Below are 14,293 nucleotides of genomic sequence, written 5' to 3' on the forward strand. Positions count from 1 at the left end.
CGGAGGCGACGCCGGGCTGCCGGGAATGAGCGACCCGCCGGGCCTTCCGGGCGGAACCGGGGGGAGCCCTGGCGGCACGGCCCCGCCCCAGCCGGGCGTGCCGGCACCGAACCAGCCGCCGCCGCCGGTGGCCGGGGGCTCAGAGCCGGAGCAGCCGCCGACGGAATCGGGCACGCCCGCCGGTGAGCTGCCGCCGCCATCGTCGGGCTCGACGCCCGGCAGCGTGCCGGGCCAGCAGGATACGGCCGGTATGCCCTCGCCGCCGCCATCGGCGGGTTCGACGCCTGGCAGCGGGTCGGGTCAGCAAGCTTCGGGGGGTATGCCCTCGCCGCCGCCGTCGGCGGGTTCGACGCCTGGCAGCGGATCGGGTCAGGGGGACACGGGAGCGTCGCCCTCGCCCTCGCCGACTGACGGCGGGCAGCCGGGTGCAACGCCACCTTCGGGCAGCACGCCGCCGCAGACAGGGTGGGATCCCAGTCCGGCGCCGACCGCCCCGGGCACCGATCCCGGTCCCTCGCCGGCGCCGGGCGGCGAACCGCCGGCCGGCGGGAGCGGTGGGGGTGCAGCGCCCGGCGGCTCCGGACCTGTGGACAGCGGTGGCGGATCGGGCGGAGCCGGGAGCGGCCCGGATCCGGTTCCGCCGCCGGCGCCACCACCGCCGCCTCCACCGCCTCCAACGCCTCCACCGCCGCCGCCGCCGCCGCCCGAGCCGATCACCCGGCCGCGGCCGCCGGGGCCTCAACCCGACGCCGAGGATCCGGTGTTCCAGCTTCCGGTCATCAACACGGCGGCCGTGCTGGGCGCCGAGCTCGACGACTGGATCCTGCTGGCCGCGCCGGGGATGCCGGGATCCGCGTTCGGCAACGACGGCGACGACCTGCTGATCGGAAGCGCCATCGCGAACCTGCTGGCCGGGGGAGAGGGGGAGGACCGGCTGATCGGCGCCGGCGGCGGCGACCTGCTGCTGGGGGGCGCAGGCGCGGACCTGCTGATCGGCGACGGGGTCGCGCCGGACGGGGGAGAGATCCGGCCGATCGCGGCGGATGGCGACGGCGGCGATTATCTCGACGGGGGCGCGGGCGACGACCTCCTGTTCGGCGGGGGCGGGGACGACGCACTGGTGGGCGGCGCAGGAGACGATCGGCTTCGCGGCGGATCGGGCGCCGATCTGCTGGCCGGCGGCGCCGGGCGGGACGAGATGCACGGCGAGGATGGCGACGACCGGCTGTGGGGCGGCGACGATGACGACACCATGCTGGGCGGGCTGGGCGACGACTGGCTGATCGGGGGCGGCGGCGCCGACCGGATGGAGGGCGAGGCGGGCGACGATCGGCTTCTTGGCGAAAGCGGGGACGACGAGCTGACCGGCGGCGACGGCGTGGACCGGGTGTGGGGCGGGATCGGCGACGACCGGGTGGACGGCGGCGCCGGGCACGACTTCCTCTACGGCGACGATGGCCGCGACCGGCTGTTCGGCGGGGATGGCGACGACCGGATCGACGGCGGCCGGGACGATGACTGGATCGAGGGCAATGCGGGAGACGATCTGGTATGGGGCGACACGGGCGACGACCAGATCTTCGGCGGTGACGGCAACGACATGCTGCACGGCCAGGCCGACGACGACCTGATCGAGGGCGGCGACGGCAACGACTGGCTGACCGGCGACGATGGCGACGATCGGTTGTGGGGAGACGCGGGCGACGACCGGCTGACGGGAAATGCCGGCCACGACCGGCTGTTCGGCGGTGCGGGCGACGATCGGCTGGACGGGGGAGCGGGCTCCGACCTGCTGCGCGGCGGGACGGGGGCGGACCTGTTCCTGTTCGGCGCGGAGGACGGCGACGACATCCTTGCCGACTTCGACCTGGCCGAGGGCGACAGGATCGAGCTGCTGCTGGAGGGCGACCTCTCGCCGGACGACATCCTGATCCTGTATGATGCAGGCGGGCTCCACCTGCAGTTCGGCGGCACGACGATCAGCCTGCCCGACTGGGCGGCGGGCCTGCCGCTTGGAGGCAGCCTGACCGTCGAGGCCCTGAACGCGCTCAGCCAGGAGATCGCCGGCTATGACATGGTCGTTCTTCGCTAGCCTGACGCTGCAGGCCGCCGCGCCGCCGCCCACGCTAGACCTGCCCGTCGCCTGCCGGCTGCCGGAGCGATGCGTCATCCAGAAGCTGGTGGATCATGCGCCCGGGCCGGAGCGGCAGGACGCGCGGTGCGGCATGCTGACCACCGACGGGCACAAGGGCACGGACATCCGCCTGAGGCGCTATTCCGACATGGCCGGCCCGCCCGTGCCGGTGCTGGCGGCGGCCGCCGGACGGGTGGCGCGGGTGCGGGACGGCGTGGCGGATGCCGACGTCCGCCAAACGGGGCCGGAGGCGGTCGGCGAGAGGCAGGCCGGCAACGCCGTCGTGATCGAACATCCGGGCGGCTGGGAAACGCAGTACAGCCATCTGCGGCAGGGAAGCGTCTTGGTGCGGCCCGGGCAGGTGGTGGAGGCGGGGGCGCCGGTCGGCGCGGTCGGCATGTCGGGGCTGGCGGAGTTCCCCCACCTGCATTTCGAGCTTCGCCGCGCGGGCGGGCAGGCGATCGACCCGTTCACGGGAACGGCGGCGGATGAGCGCGTCGCGTGCGGGGCGCCTGGCCGGCCGTTGTGGCGAGACGCTGCCGGCAGCCGCCAATGGGTGCGGCCGAACGAGATCGTCGCGGTGGGCTTTGCCGATCGCGCGGACGCCGTGGAGGCGGCGCGCCGTGCGACCCTACCGCTGCCGCTGGCGCCCGATCCGGCCGCCCTGGTCGGGTGGGCGGATGTCGCGGGGCTGATCGACGGGACGGTCGAGCGGCTGGAGCTGATCGGGCCCGAGGGGCGGCCGGTGGTGACGCGCGAACGGCGGCTGGAGCGCGGATCGCTCAGCTGGTTCAGCTTTGCCGGGCGGCCGCGCCCGGCAGGCGGGTGGCCGGCGGGAGAGTACCGGCTGCGGTACCTGCTGAACCTGAACGGCGATACCCGAACGGCTGAGGCGGCCGTCAGGATCGGCGGCCCGACTACTCCCTAAGGGAGCATTCACCCGGCGGCCCGCCCCGGCCGGGTGATATACCTCTTGGTCGGACGGGCGACTCGACCGCCGGGCTTATGACGGTTCATCCGTCCGGCACGCTGCCGGGCAGGGGGGCGGGAGGCACGGATGCCGGCGATCACCGAGGTGGAAACCACCCCGCGCGCGATCCTGAAACGCGCGACCCGGCGCGTGCTCCTCCCCATGTTCGGCGTGTCGGGCGTGATCAACGTCCTCGCGCTCGCGCTGCCGCTCTATACGCTGTCGGTGTTCGACCGCGTGCTGACCAGCCGCAGCGAGGACACGCTGTTGTTCCTGTCCCTGGCGGCGGCGGTGGCGATCCTGACATCCGCGCTGCTGGACGGGTACCGCACGATCGCGTTCGGGCGCGTGGCCAACTGGATCACCTATTCGCTATCGCCCCAGGTGCTGGAGCGATCGATCGAACGGCGCCTGATCGACAACACGCTGCGCACCGAGCTGCTGCGCGAGGTCGGCAACATCCGCAACTTCCTGGCGTCGCCGGTGTCGACTGCGCTGTTCGACCTGCCGTGGCTGCCGCTGTACCTGGCGATCGCCTTCCTGATCCATCCGCTGTTCGGCTACATCGCGCTTGCCGGGTCGCTGGTGCTGTTCAGCATCGCGTTCCTGTCCGACCGGCTGCTGCAGGCGGACATCAAAACATCGGCGACCGCCGGCGCGCAGGCGATGCAGGAAGGCGACTGCATTCTGCGCAATGCCGAGATCGTCGACAGCCTGGGCATGACCGACACCATCATCAAGCGGTGGTCGGGCAGGATGTACGAGGAACTGTCCGCGTCCGAACGCATCCAGGCATCCACCGCCACCATGCTGAGCATCACCCGCGGCACGCGCGCGATGATCCAGGTGGCGCTTTACGCCTTTGCCGCGCTGCTCGTCATCCAGCAGGAAATGACCGGCGGCGCGATCATCGCCGCATCGATCATCGTCAGCCGGCTGCTGGCGCCGGTCGAAGCGGTGCTGGGGCAGTTCAGGGCGCTGAAGACCGCGCGGGAAAGCCTTGCCCGGCTCGACCGGCTGTTCACCCTGCCGCGGCGTCCGCAGACGCATGTCGACCTGCCGCGTCCCAAGGGGCAGCTGAGCGTCGACCGGTTGACGCTGAGGCTGCCCGGCCATGCCGTGCCGATCCTGCGCAACGTCAGCTTCGAGATCGGCGCAGGCCAGCAGCTTGCCATCGTGGGGCCGGCAGGATCGGGCAAGACGACGCTGGCGCGCATGCTGATCGGCATCGCGCGGCCCGACATGGGATCGGTGCGCCTGGACGGGGCCGACGTGTCCAGCTGGTCGCGCGAGGCGTTCGGCCGGCACATCGGCTATCTGCCGCAGGACGTGGAGCTGTTTTCCGGCACGGTGGCGGACAACATCCGGCGCTTCAGCGGCGGGTCCGACCAAAGCGTGATCAACGCCGCCCGTTTCGCCGGGTGCCACAAGCTGATCCTTTCACTGCCGAACGGGTACGAAACCGAGATCGGCGAGGGCGGCGTGATGCTGTCCGGCGGGCAGCGCCAGCAGATCGGGCTGGCCCGCGCCGTTTACGGATCGCCGCGCTTCATCGTGCTCGACGAGCCGAACTCGAACCTGGACCTGAGGGGTGACGAGGCGCTTTCGCACGCGCTGCGGCAGCTGGCCGTCAACAAGGTGACGGTGGTGATCATCACCCATCGTCCGTCCATCCTGTCCAACGTCGACATGATGCTGGTGCTGGACCAGGGCGCCGTGCGCACGTTCGGCCCGACCAAGGACATCCTGCGAAAGGCGCCCGCGACCAAGCCCACGCTGCCGGAAGGCGGTTCCGCCGAAGCGCCTGCGGCCGGATCGACGGAGACGGTGCAATGAACGACCTGGGCTTTGCACTGCGCGTCGACGAGCAGGCCGACTTCCACGAGCAGAACCTTGACAGGCTCAATCGCCTGTGGCGGCGCGCCGCGCTCGTCATTGGCCTGTGCGCCGGACTGTTCCTGCTGTGGGGGCTGTTCGCGCCGCTGACCAAGGCGGCGATCGCGCCCGGCATCGTCGAGGTCGAAGGTCGCAGGCGCGTGGTCCAGAACCTGGAAGGCGGGATTATCGCCGAGATCCTGGTGCGCGACGGGCAACGGGTGGAGCGTGGCCAGCCGCTGATCCGGCTGGACAGCGTGCAGTCCGGCGCGGCCGCACAGACCGTGCGTGACGAGCTGCTGGCGCTGCTGGCCGAGCGGCAGCGCCTGATCGACGAGCGGGATGGCGGCGCGCTCACCAACCTGCCGTTCGAGCTGGAGGCCGCGCGTGGCGACCCCCGCACGCTGGAGATGCTTCGGGGCCAGGCCGACCTGCTGCGCAGCCGGCGCGAGTCCCTGAACGCACAGCGCGCCGTGCTGAACGAAACGGCGGCGCAGGCGCGGTACGAGATCAGCGGCCTGACCGCGCAGCTTGCCGCCGCGCAGGCGCAGGCAAGCTCGCTGCGCGCCGAGATCCGCACCGCCGAGACGCTGGTCGCCGAGCAGCTGGAGCGGCGATCGCGGCTGGATGACCTGCGCCGGCAGCTGCTGGCGGCGGAAGGGCAGGTCGGCCAGATCCAGGGTCGGATCGGGACGGCGCGGCGCCAGATCGCGCAGGCGGGCGCGCAGAGCGCCACGCTGTCGGCGGATCGGCGCGACCAGAACGAAGCGCGCATGCGCGAGATCGACATCCGGCTGAACGAGCTGCGCGAACAGGGGCGGGCGGCCGACGACATCCAGCAGCGCCGGACGATCGCGGCGCCGTCGGACGGGCGGGTGGTGGAGCTGCGCTTCTCCACGATCGGCGGCGTCGTGCGGCCGGGCGACCCGATCCTGGACATCGTTCCGGACCGGCAGGAGATGATCGTGGCGGCGCGGGTGCGCCCGATTGACATCGAGAACGTGCATGCCGGGCTGGCGGCCGAGATCAGGCTGGTGCCGTTCACCGGTCGCGACGCGCCGTTGCTGAACGGCGTCGTCGAGAATGTGTCGGCCGATTCGATCACCACCCGCGACGGCAGCGAAACCTATTACCTGGCGCGGGTGCGGATCGCGGATGCCGACCTGGCCACCGTGCAGGGGCAGGTGGTGTCGGGCATGCCGGCCGAGGTCTTCGTGCTCCTGAAGAAGCGATCGTTGCTGCAGGCGCTGTTCGCGCCGCTGACCGACAGCTTCCGCCGGGCGCTGCGGGAATGAACGTGGCATCGAGCCTGTCGGTCAGCATGTCGGGAGGCGAGGCGGCAAGCCTGCCGGCCCGCCCTGCCGAAGCGCCCTTCCTGGACGAAAGCTGGCGCTGGGCGGTGCAGCATGTCGGCGCGGTGGCCGCGATCGGCCTGCTCGCGCGCGGCAAGGAGGAAGCGACCGGCGCGATCTTCACCTCTCTGCGTGACGGGTCGAAGCCGGGCGAGATCCGCGCGCCCGAGCTGCGCAGCTGGCTGGAGGACCAGGCGCTGCAGGGGACGGGTGGGCCGGGCCGCTGGATCGTGATCGACGGGGCGGGATTCGATGCGCTGGTGAAGCCCGCGATACCCGATGCGGCGGGTGCGCTCGCCACGCTGGTGCCCCTGGGGGCGGATGCGGCCTTCTGGATCCTGTTCGGCTTCGGCCACGCGATCGACATGGTGGACCAGAGCCGCGCCGACGCCAGCGCGCGCATCCTGGCGATCTGTGCCGGTGCCTTTGTGGCCGACCGTCAGCGATCGCGCCAGACGGTGCGGCTGCAGACGCTGCTCGACGAGCTCGCATCGGCCTTCATCATGCTGGATGCCGACGCCCGCATCCTGTGGACCAACGAGGCGGCCGAGCAGATCATCGCCGAACGCACGCTGTTGATGCGTGGGTGCGACGGGCGACTGGCCGCGGCGAGCGGAGGCCGCACCGCCGAGATCAGGCTCGCGATCAGCCAGGCGGCCGCGGCCTTCCACCGCGGCGGGTGCGCGGACCGGCTGATCACGCTGCCGCAGGGGGACGGCAGCAGGCTGGCAGTGCTGCGTGCGATTGCCCCGGCCGCGAACCAGGATCCGCTGCTGCTGCTGACGCTGCCGCGCCACGACATGCTGGGCTTTGCCGACGGCCTTCATCAGGCGTTCGGCATCCTGCGGTCCGAAGCACGCTTCATCGGCGCGATCCTGCGGCACGGATCGGTGCAGGTCGCGGGCGACCAGCTCGGCCTCTCCGAGCAGACGGCGCGGACCTACCTGAAGCGGATCTACGCAAAGCTGGGCATCCACAGCCAGTTCGAGCTTGCGCGCCTTGTTGCATCGCTGACGCCGCCGTTCCGGCGCAATGCCGCCGGGTTGCCGCTGATGGCGGGCTGACGACACCAGAGGGGGGGGGGCGATGGGGATTTCGTTGAGCATCCTGCTGCTGATGCAGGCAGCGGGCGAACCGGTGGCCACCACCGACCTGCCAAGCGCACTTGCCGCCGTTTACCGCGACAACCCCGGTATCGCCGCCGACCGCGAGGGGCTGAAGGTGCTGGACGAGGATGTTGCCACTGCGCGCGCGGCAGGTCGCCCATCGTTGCTGGTGGAAGGATCGCTGGCGCGCAGCGAGCTGGACGTGGTGGGCACGGGTGGGATCGTGGGCATCCGCCTGGCGCAGCCGGTCTATCGCGGCGGCCGGGTAACGGCCAACGTCCGCGCCGCGGAAACCAATGTGCTGGCCGGCCGGCAGTCGCTGCGCGAATCCGAGATCGACCTGATGCTGGACATGATCCGCGCCTATTCCGCGGTGCTGCGCGACCGCGAGAACCTGATGCTCTACGACCAGACGGTTGCCGCGCTGCGCGGGCTCGTCGGCGGAGAGGAAACGCGGCTGAGCCTGGGCGAGCGCACGGTGACCGATGTCGCGCAGACGCGCGCACGACTGGCCGGTGAACTGGCGCTGCGCGAGGCGGCGAGCCAGCGGTTGGCGCAATCCCAGCAGAGCTTCGTCCAGCTGGTCGGCAGCCAGCCGGGCACGCTCGCGCCGCTGCCGCCGCTGCCGGCGCTGCCGCCGACCGAACCGGACGCGCTGGCGCAGGCGCTGGACGCGAACCCGGCGGTCGAGCGCGCCAGGCTGGCGGCGCAGGTGGCGCGCTTCCAGACCCGCGCGGCGGTGGGCAACCTGCTGCCGACGATCGACGCGTCCGCCAGCGTGCAACGCCGCGACGAGATCGTGCAGATCCTGAACCGAGACGTCCGCCAGTCGCTGGGCACCGGCACGATCACCGTGACCATCCCGATCTACCAGGGTGGCGGCGAATATGCGGCGATCCGGCGGGCGCGGCACGTCACCAACGTGCGCGAGCTGGAGATCGTCGAGGCCGAGCGCACCGTCGGCTACCAGGTCGCAGTGGCGTGGAACGCGCTGCGCGCCGCCCGTGCCGCGACCGTGCAGCTGGAGCAGGTCGTCACCGAGAACGAAACGGCCCTTCGCGGCACCCGGCGCGAAACGGAGCTGGGATCACGAACGGTGCTGGACCTGCTGAACGCGGAGGCGGAGCTGCGCAACGCGCAGATCGCGCTGTCGAACAGCCGGCACGAGACCTATGTGGCGGGCGCGAGCCTGCTGGCCGCGACGGGAGCCCTGTCGCCCGAAAGCTTCGGCGCGACGATCAACCGTTACGCGCCCGAGGCGCATTTCGAGCAGGTCGCCGACCGGTGGATCGGCACGCGGCCCTGACGGGCGGCGTCAAAGCGTGAGGATGGGCGGGCCGACCCGTTCCGGCGGGGCCGGGCGGATGCCGGCGGCGGTCGTGAACAGCGGTTGCTGCACGTCCGACGGCTGTGGTGCCGGCTCGGATTCCGGGATGGTGAAGCCGTGGTTGACCGCCCAGATCGCGGCCTGCGTGCGGTTGCGGACCTGGAGTTTGCGCAACACCGCCTTCACGTGGACCTTCACGGTCGCCTCACTGATCGACAGGTTCCTCGAGATGATCTTGTTGGGGCGGCCGAGCACCAGTTCCTTCAGGATTTCGGCTTCGCGATCCGACAAGTGCGAGTCCTGTGCGTCGTCACCATCGGCGTCAGCGCGGGAGGTGAGCTGATCCAGTTCATCGGCCAGGCGCGACGGCAAGACCTTTTCGCCCATCGCCACAAGACGAAGCGACGCCAGCAGCGGTTCGCAGGAGATTTCCTTGACGATGTAGCCCGACAATCCGCACCGGAACCACTTCACCAGAAGAGGAAGATCGAGGCCGTCGCAGAGAGCGACCAGTCGCGCGGCGGGAAAACGCTCGTGGAGGTCGCGAACGATGTCGACGCTGTTCAGGAACTCCTCGGCGTCGATCAGGATGATCTGCGCGCGATCGTCCGGTTGCAGTTGAACCTGCGACGGATGATCGACGGACCCTTCGACCAGCAGACCTTCTTCGGTCAGGATGCGCCGCAGCCCTTCCCGGACCATGGCCACGCGACCGACCAACACGAACTTCGTAGTGCCCGGCATGGCTTTCCCCCTCACGGCAGAGCGGAAGCGATTCGTCCGACCGCTCTTGCACTCTAAAAAGACGGAACCCGTGCCCTTTGGTATAACCCAAATCAGTGATGAAGTTGAGTCTGGAGCGAGCAGGCAGGCTGCCCAATTCGACTGAGCTGCAACCGATTGAGAGTGCTAAGTTTCGCGGTAGCGCTCTCGCGCCACTGCCCCGGCGAGAGACAGCATCGCCGATCGACGTAGCCCATTTGGAGGTGGCGCACCGGCAAAGCCGGGGTGTTCGGATGCCGTGGCGAGTCGCCGGAAGCGCAGATGGTCGGGGGCCTGGCAGGGCGACCGGCCGGGAGCGTCGCCTTGTCGACCGCGGGATGTCCCCCATTGGGGAGGAACCTACCTCCGCCGCGCCATGTCGTTCGACGGATGCGCAGGCCCGCCGCCATCAACAAGGCGGCTAAGCTTTCCCGCGGGAAAGGGGGCGGCGCTGATGGGGCACATGGAGGAGGCGGGAAGCCACCGGTCTGACACGGCCGTTCCGTCCGTTGATCAGGCAAGCGGGCCGGCTCCAGCCGTTGGCCGGATCAGCGTGCTGCTGATGGATCCCAAGCCCTTTTCGCGCGCCTGCCTGTCGGCGGCGCTGTGTGACAGCGCGCAGCTTGCGCTTACCGCGATCGGATCACTGGACGAGCTGTCGGCGGATCAGCCGGATGTCGTTCTGCTGCGGTGGCACGGATCGGGTGGCGCGCAGAAGCTGCGCCTGGTGCTCGGCGAACTGCGCGAGCGCTGGCCGGGCGCCGGCCGGCTGGTGATCAGCGATGCAAACGACGCCGACCTGGTGGCGCAGTGCTTCCTGGCCAGGGCAAGTGCCTGCCTGCCGGTCGACATCGATCCGGACACGTTGCGCCGGGTGATCCTGCTCAGCCGGCTGGGCTTCCTGACCTATTCGCTCGATCTGATGCCGGAGATGGAGCCGTACCTTGCCGAAACGCCGCCGTCTTCCGATCCGAGCCTCCACCTGACCCCGCGGCAACGGCAGGTGCATGCACTGGTGGCGCAGGGGCGGAGCAATCGTGCCATCGCCGCCGCGCTCGGCATCAGCGAAAGCACGGTGAAGGCCTATGTCCGCGCGTTGCTGACGCGGCTGGGCGTCGCGAACCGCACGCAGATCGCGGTCGGCCTTCTGGCGCGCAGGGGAGAGGATGAGTGACCCGCGGGCGGGGGCGTCAGTTCCGGTTGAGCTGATCGACGTCGCGCACCGCCCCGCGCGCGGCGTTCGTGGTGAGCGCGGCATAGGCGCGAAGCGCGGGCGAGACGTGGCGCACGCGGCCGTGCGGATGCCAGGCATCGGCGCCTCGCGCCTCCTGCGCGGTGCGCCGGGCGGCGAGCACCGCATCGTCCACCGCCAGCCGGATCGAGCGGGCGGGAATGTCGATCTCGATCGGGTCGCCATGTTCGACGAGCGCGATCAGGCCGCCCTCGGCGGCTTCGGGCGAGACATGGCCGATCGACAGGCCCGACGTGCCGCCCGAAAAGCGCCCGTCGGTAATGAGTGCGCAGGCTTTGCCCAACCCCTTCGATTTCAGGTAGCTGGTCGGGTAGAGCATTTCCTGCATCCCAGGCCCGCCCTTCGGCCCTTCGTAGCGGATCACGACCACGTCGCCTGACTGCACCTCGTTCCCGAGGATGCCGGCGACCGCCGCATCCTGGCTTTCGTAGACGCGCGCGGTGCCGTGGAAGATCAGGATCGAGTCGTCGACACCCGCGGTCTTCACGATGCAGCCTTCGGGGGCGAGGTTGCCGAACAGCACGGCGAGTCCGCCGTCGGCCGAGAAGGCGTGCTCGGCCGAGCGGATCACGCCGGTGGTGCGATCAAGATCGAGGTCGTCCCAGCGCGCGGCCTGGCTGAAGGCGGTCTGCGTCGGCACGCCGCCGGGTGCCGCGCTGTAGAGCCGGTGGGCGGCCTGAGCATCGGTTCGGCCGATGTCCCATTGATCAAGCGCATGGCCGAGCGTGGGCGCGTGCACCGTCGGCAGGCTGGCATCGACCAGGCCGGCGCGTTCCAGCTCGCCAAGGATGGCCATGATGCCGCCGGCGCGGTGGACGTCCTCCATGTGGACGTCGGACTTGGCGGGCGCGACCTTGCACAGGCAGGGCACGCGCCGGCTGAGCCGGTCGATGTCGGCAACGGTGAAGTCGACGCCGCCTTCGTGAGCGGCGGCGAGCAGGTGGAGAACGGTGTTGGTGGAGCCGCCCATCGCGATGTCGAGGCTCATCGCGTTCTCGAACGCGGCGAAGCTGGCGATGGTGCGGGGAAGGGCGGTCGCGTCCTCCTGTTCGTACCAGCGCTTGGCGAGATCGACGATCAGGCGCCCGGCCTCCAGGAACAGGCCGCGGCGATCGGCATGGGTGGCGAGCGTGGAGCCGTTGCCGGGGAGCGACAAGCCCAGCGCCTCGGTCAGGCAGTTCATCGAGTTGGCGGTGAACATGCCGGAGCAGGAGCCGCAGGTCGGGCAGGCGGAGCGCTCAACCACCGCGACCTCCTCGTCCGTGTAGCTGTCGTCGGCAGCAACCACCATTGCGTCGACAAGATCGAGCGCGCGCGTCTTTCCCTTCACCACGACCTTGCCGGCTTCCATCGGACCGCCCGAGACGAACACGGCGGGAATGTTGAGCCGCATGGCGGCCATCAGCATGCCCGGCGTGATCTTGTCGCAGTTGGAGATGCACACCAGCGCATCGGCGCAGTGCGCGTTCACCATATATTCGACGCTGTCGGCGATCAGTTCCCGGCTGGGGAGCGAGTAGAGCATGCCGCCGTGCCCCATCGCGATGCCATCATCGACCGCGATGGTGTTGAATTCCTTCGCGACGCCGCCGGCCGCCTCGATCTCACGCGCGACGAGCTGGCCGAGGTCCTTCAGGTGGACGTGGCCGGGAACGAACTGTGTGAAGCTGTTGGCGACGGCGATGATCGGCTTTCCGAAATCCTCGTCCTTCATCCCCGTCGCCCGCCAGAGCCCGCGCGCGCCGGCCATGTTGCGGCCATGGGTGGTGGTGCGCGAACGATAAGGGGGCACGGGCGATCTCCAGCGTGGACGGGGTCACCCTTAGCAGAAGATCGGCGACGTGAGAGACACGGATCGCCAATCGCGAACAAAGGCCGCCTGCCGGGTCGTCGGACAGGCGGCCTTCGCGCGGTCAGCGGCTACACAGAGCCGCCGAGGGAGGGCGCGGCGTTGAAAAAGGCATGCGCTTCCTCACCGATCGCGAGGCCGAGCGGCACGCCGCCCACATTCTCGCTTGCGACCCGCGGGATGCCGTCGAACCGCCAATGCACGCCGAGGTAGATGCGGCTGACCGAATTTTCCCAGACCGGGCGCGCATAGTTGGGAAAGGTGACCGGGACGTGCTGCCGAACCGAGCCGTTCGGGTCGATGGAGATGCCGTCGAGTTCGGAGCCGCGTCGCACCTCGACGTCCTGTCTGGGACGCCGCATCCTGAGGTCTTGACGATCGTGCGACGCAAGCTAGACCGCGGATCCGGCGACGGGCGTCCATGAGGCGCCGTCGCCTGTGATCGACGCCGGTCCGATCATGCGGGTATAGCTCAATGGTAGAGCACTAGCCTTCCAAGCTTGTGATGCGGGTTCGATCCCCGCTACCCGCTCCATCCTGCGACATTTTGCGACAGTTTTCCCGATCGCCCGACACAGTTGGGCGACATGGCACCGCCATAAGGTGGTCATGGCGAATGGCGGTTCGCCTGACGAGAACGAGACGAGCAAGACAAGAAGTTTCCCCGACCGGGATCGAGCATGGCTCGGGCGGGGCAGATCCAGGCGGTTTCCCCCCTGACAACGTCTGGATCGACCACGGAGCTGCGCCTTTCCCCCCTGTGGCGCAGTCTCCTGACTCAGGGCGGGCGGGTCCCCTTCCCGTCCGCCCACGAGCCTTCACGGCTCAGCGTGCGGGTCCCCTCCTTTCCCCTGGGAGCGGGGCCCGCAATCGCGTTCAGCCTGCTGGAAACTGTCCCCGTGTCGAGTAGGAGGGGTGGATGGACGACAAGCCGCATCTCCTGCTGATCGACGATGAGAAATCGATCCGCGAGCCGCTGGCCGCCTATCTCTCCCGCAACGGATTTCGTGTCAGCCAGGCGGCGGATGCCGAGCAGGGCCGTGCGCGCCTGCAGGGCTTGGCGATCGACCTGGTCATTCTGGACATCATGATGCCTGGCGAGGACGGGCTGAGCCTGTGCCGCCACATTCGCGAGACGAGCGACGTGCCGGTCGTCCTGCTGACCGCGATGGCCGAGGAAACGGACCGGATCGTCGGGCTGGAGATGGGCGCCGACGATTATGTCGTGAAGCCATTTTCGCCGCGCGAGCTGATCGCGCGCATCAAGGTGATCCTGCGGCGCGCCCGCGGCGGCGGCACGCGGCAGCGCGGGGCCGCCAGCGAAGCCTATGCCTTCTCGGGCTGGGTGCTGAAGACCGACGAGCGCGTGCTGATCGACGGAGACAATGTCGCGGTGCCGCTGTCGACGGGCGAGTTCAACCTGATGACCGCCTTTGTCACCCATCCCCGCCAGGTTTTGAGTCGTGACCAGCTGCTCGACCTGACGCAAGGGCGCGAGGCCAACGCGTTCGATCGCGCAATCGACAACTCGATCAGCCGGCTGCGTCGCAAGATCGAGCCGGACGCGAAGAACCCCACGCTGATCAAGACGGTGTGGGGTGGCGGATATGTGCTGGCGAGCGACGTGACCCGCCTATGAGGCTGCCGTGGCGGCTCTCGTTTGGAA

11 protein-coding genes and 1 tRNA gene are annotated in these 14,293 nt (G+C 69.9%); 9 read left to right on the forward strand and 3 right to left on the reverse strand.

Annotation, left to right across the window (positions count from 1 at the left end):
* The first annotated feature begins 760 nt into the window (after window positions 1-760).
* The 6 genes from GGR88_RS15135 to GGR88_RS01185 all read left to right on the forward strand — a co-directional run bounded on the left by GGR88_RS15135 (window position 761) and on the right by GGR88_RS01185 (window position 8,743).
* Window positions 761-2,092 carry a calcium-binding protein gene (locus GGR88_RS15135; RefSeq protein ID WP_342449684.1) on the forward strand — a complete coding sequence of 444 codons (1,332 nt, stop codon included), beginning with the start codon at window positions 761-763 and terminating at the stop codon, window positions 2,090-2,092.
* Window positions 2,070-3,062 carry a M23 family metallopeptidase gene (locus tag GGR88_RS01165; RefSeq protein WP_167952176.1) on the forward strand — a complete coding sequence of 331 codons (993 nt, stop codon included), beginning with the start codon at window positions 2,070-2,072 and terminating at the stop codon, window positions 3,060-3,062. Before GGR88_RS15135 ends, GGR88_RS01165 begins: the two co-directional genes overlap by 23 nt.
* Window positions 3,063-3,191: 129 nt before the next feature.
* Window positions 3,192-4,940, forward strand: a complete 1,749-nt coding sequence (locus GGR88_RS01170) for a type I secretion system permease/ATPase (RefSeq protein ID WP_167952178.1) — start codon at window positions 3,192-3,194, stop codon at window positions 4,938-4,940.
* Window positions 4,937-6,274 carry an HlyD family type I secretion periplasmic adaptor subunit gene (locus GGR88_RS01175; protein WP_167952180.1) on the forward strand — a complete coding sequence of 446 codons (1,338 nt, stop codon included), beginning with the start codon at window positions 4,937-4,939 and terminating at the stop codon, window positions 6,272-6,274. Before GGR88_RS01170 ends, GGR88_RS01175 begins: the two co-directional genes overlap by 4 nt.
* Window positions 6,271-7,395: a helix-turn-helix transcriptional regulator gene (locus tag GGR88_RS01180; RefSeq protein ID WP_167952182.1), complete on the forward strand. Its 1,125-nt coding sequence runs from the start codon at window positions 6,271-6,273 to the stop codon at window positions 7,393-7,395. Before GGR88_RS01175 ends, GGR88_RS01180 begins: the two co-directional genes overlap by 4 nt.
* Before the next feature lie 34 nt (window positions 7,396-7,429).
* Window positions 7,430-8,743, forward strand: a complete 1,314-nt coding sequence (locus tag GGR88_RS01185) for a TolC family outer membrane protein (protein ID WP_167952186.1) — start codon at window positions 7,430-7,432, stop codon at window positions 8,741-8,743.
* A gap of 9 nt (window positions 8,744-8,752) precedes the next feature.
* Here the strand turns inward: GGR88_RS01185 and GGR88_RS01190 are convergent, their stop codons facing one another.
* The gene (locus GGR88_RS01190; protein ID WP_167952188.1) at window positions 8,753-9,508 is read right to left on the reverse strand and encodes a LuxR C-terminal-related transcriptional regulator; all 756 of its coding nucleotides are present in this window, start codon (window positions 9,506-9,508) and stop codon (window positions 8,753-8,755) included.
* A gap of 481 nt (window positions 9,509-9,989) precedes the next feature.
* Between GGR88_RS01190 and GGR88_RS01195 the strand changes: the two genes are divergently transcribed.
* Window positions 9,990-10,700 (forward strand): response regulator transcription factor, encoded by a 711-nt coding sequence (locus GGR88_RS01195; RefSeq protein WP_167952190.1) that lies wholly within the window; start codon window positions 9,990-9,992, stop codon window positions 10,698-10,700.
* Window positions 10,701-10,716: 16 nt separating this feature from the next.
* Here GGR88_RS01195 and ilvD read toward each other — a convergent pair whose 3' ends face one another.
* On the reverse strand, window positions 10,717-12,570 hold the full coding sequence (gene ilvD / locus GGR88_RS01200; protein WP_167952192.1) for a dihydroxy-acid dehydratase: 1,854 nt from the start codon (window positions 12,568-12,570) through the stop codon (window positions 10,717-10,719).
* 128 nt (window positions 12,571-12,698) lie between these two features.
* Window positions 12,699-12,989 carry a hypothetical protein gene (locus GGR88_RS01205; protein WP_167952194.1) on the reverse strand — a complete coding sequence of 97 codons (291 nt, stop codon included), beginning with the start codon at window positions 12,987-12,989 and terminating at the stop codon, window positions 12,699-12,701.
* Between the two features lie 99 nt (window positions 12,990-13,088).
* On the opposite strand from GGR88_RS01205, the gene GGR88_RS01210 reads away from it, so the two are divergent.
* Together GGR88_RS01210 and GGR88_RS01215 are read left to right on the forward strand one after the other, a co-directional pair.
* Window positions 13,089-13,162 (forward strand) — tRNA-Gly (locus GGR88_RS01210).
* 384 nt (window positions 13,163-13,546) lie between these two features.
* On the forward strand, window positions 13,547-14,266 hold the full coding sequence (locus GGR88_RS01215) for a response regulator (protein WP_167952196.1): 720 nt from the start codon (window positions 13,547-13,549) through the stop codon (window positions 14,264-14,266).
* The last annotated feature ends 27 nt before the right edge of the window (window positions 14,267-14,293 follow it).

Source organism: Sphingomonas jejuensis (assembly GCF_011927695.1).
GTDB lineage: Bacteria > Pseudomonadota > Alphaproteobacteria > Sphingomonadales > Sphingomonadaceae > Sphingomonas_K > Sphingomonas_K jejuensis.

Excerpts from the sequence above, each read along its gene's own strand:
- GGR88_RS01170 (WP_167952178.1), top strand. The coding sequence starts at position 3,192 with ATGCCGGCGATCACCGAGGTGGAAACCACCCCGCGCGCGATCCTGAAA.
- GGR88_RS01175 (WP_167952180.1), top strand. The coding sequence starts at position 4,937 with ATGAACGACCTGGGCTTTGCACTGCGCGTCGACGAGCAGGCCGACTTC.
- GGR88_RS01205 (WP_167952194.1), bottom strand. The coding sequence starts at position 12,989 with ATGCGGCGTCCCAGACAGGACGTCGAGGTGCGACGCGGCTCCGAACTC.
- GGR88_RS01190 (WP_167952188.1), bottom strand. The coding sequence starts at position 9,508 with ATGCCGGGCACTACGAAGTTCGTGTTGGTCGGTCGCGTGGCCATGGTC.
- GGR88_RS01215 (WP_167952196.1), top strand. The coding sequence starts at position 13,547 with ATGGACGACAAGCCGCATCTCCTGCTGATCGACGATGAGAAATCGATC.
- GGR88_RS01180 (WP_167952182.1), top strand. The coding sequence starts at position 6,271 with ATGAACGTGGCATCGAGCCTGTCGGTCAGCATGTCGGGAGGCGAGGCG.
- GGR88_RS01195 (WP_167952190.1), top strand. The coding sequence starts at position 9,990 with ATGGAGGAGGCGGGAAGCCACCGGTCTGACACGGCCGTTCCGTCCGTT.
- GGR88_RS01165 (WP_167952176.1), top strand. The coding sequence starts at position 2,070 with ATGACATGGTCGTTCTTCGCTAGCCTGACGCTGCAGGCCGCCGCGCCG.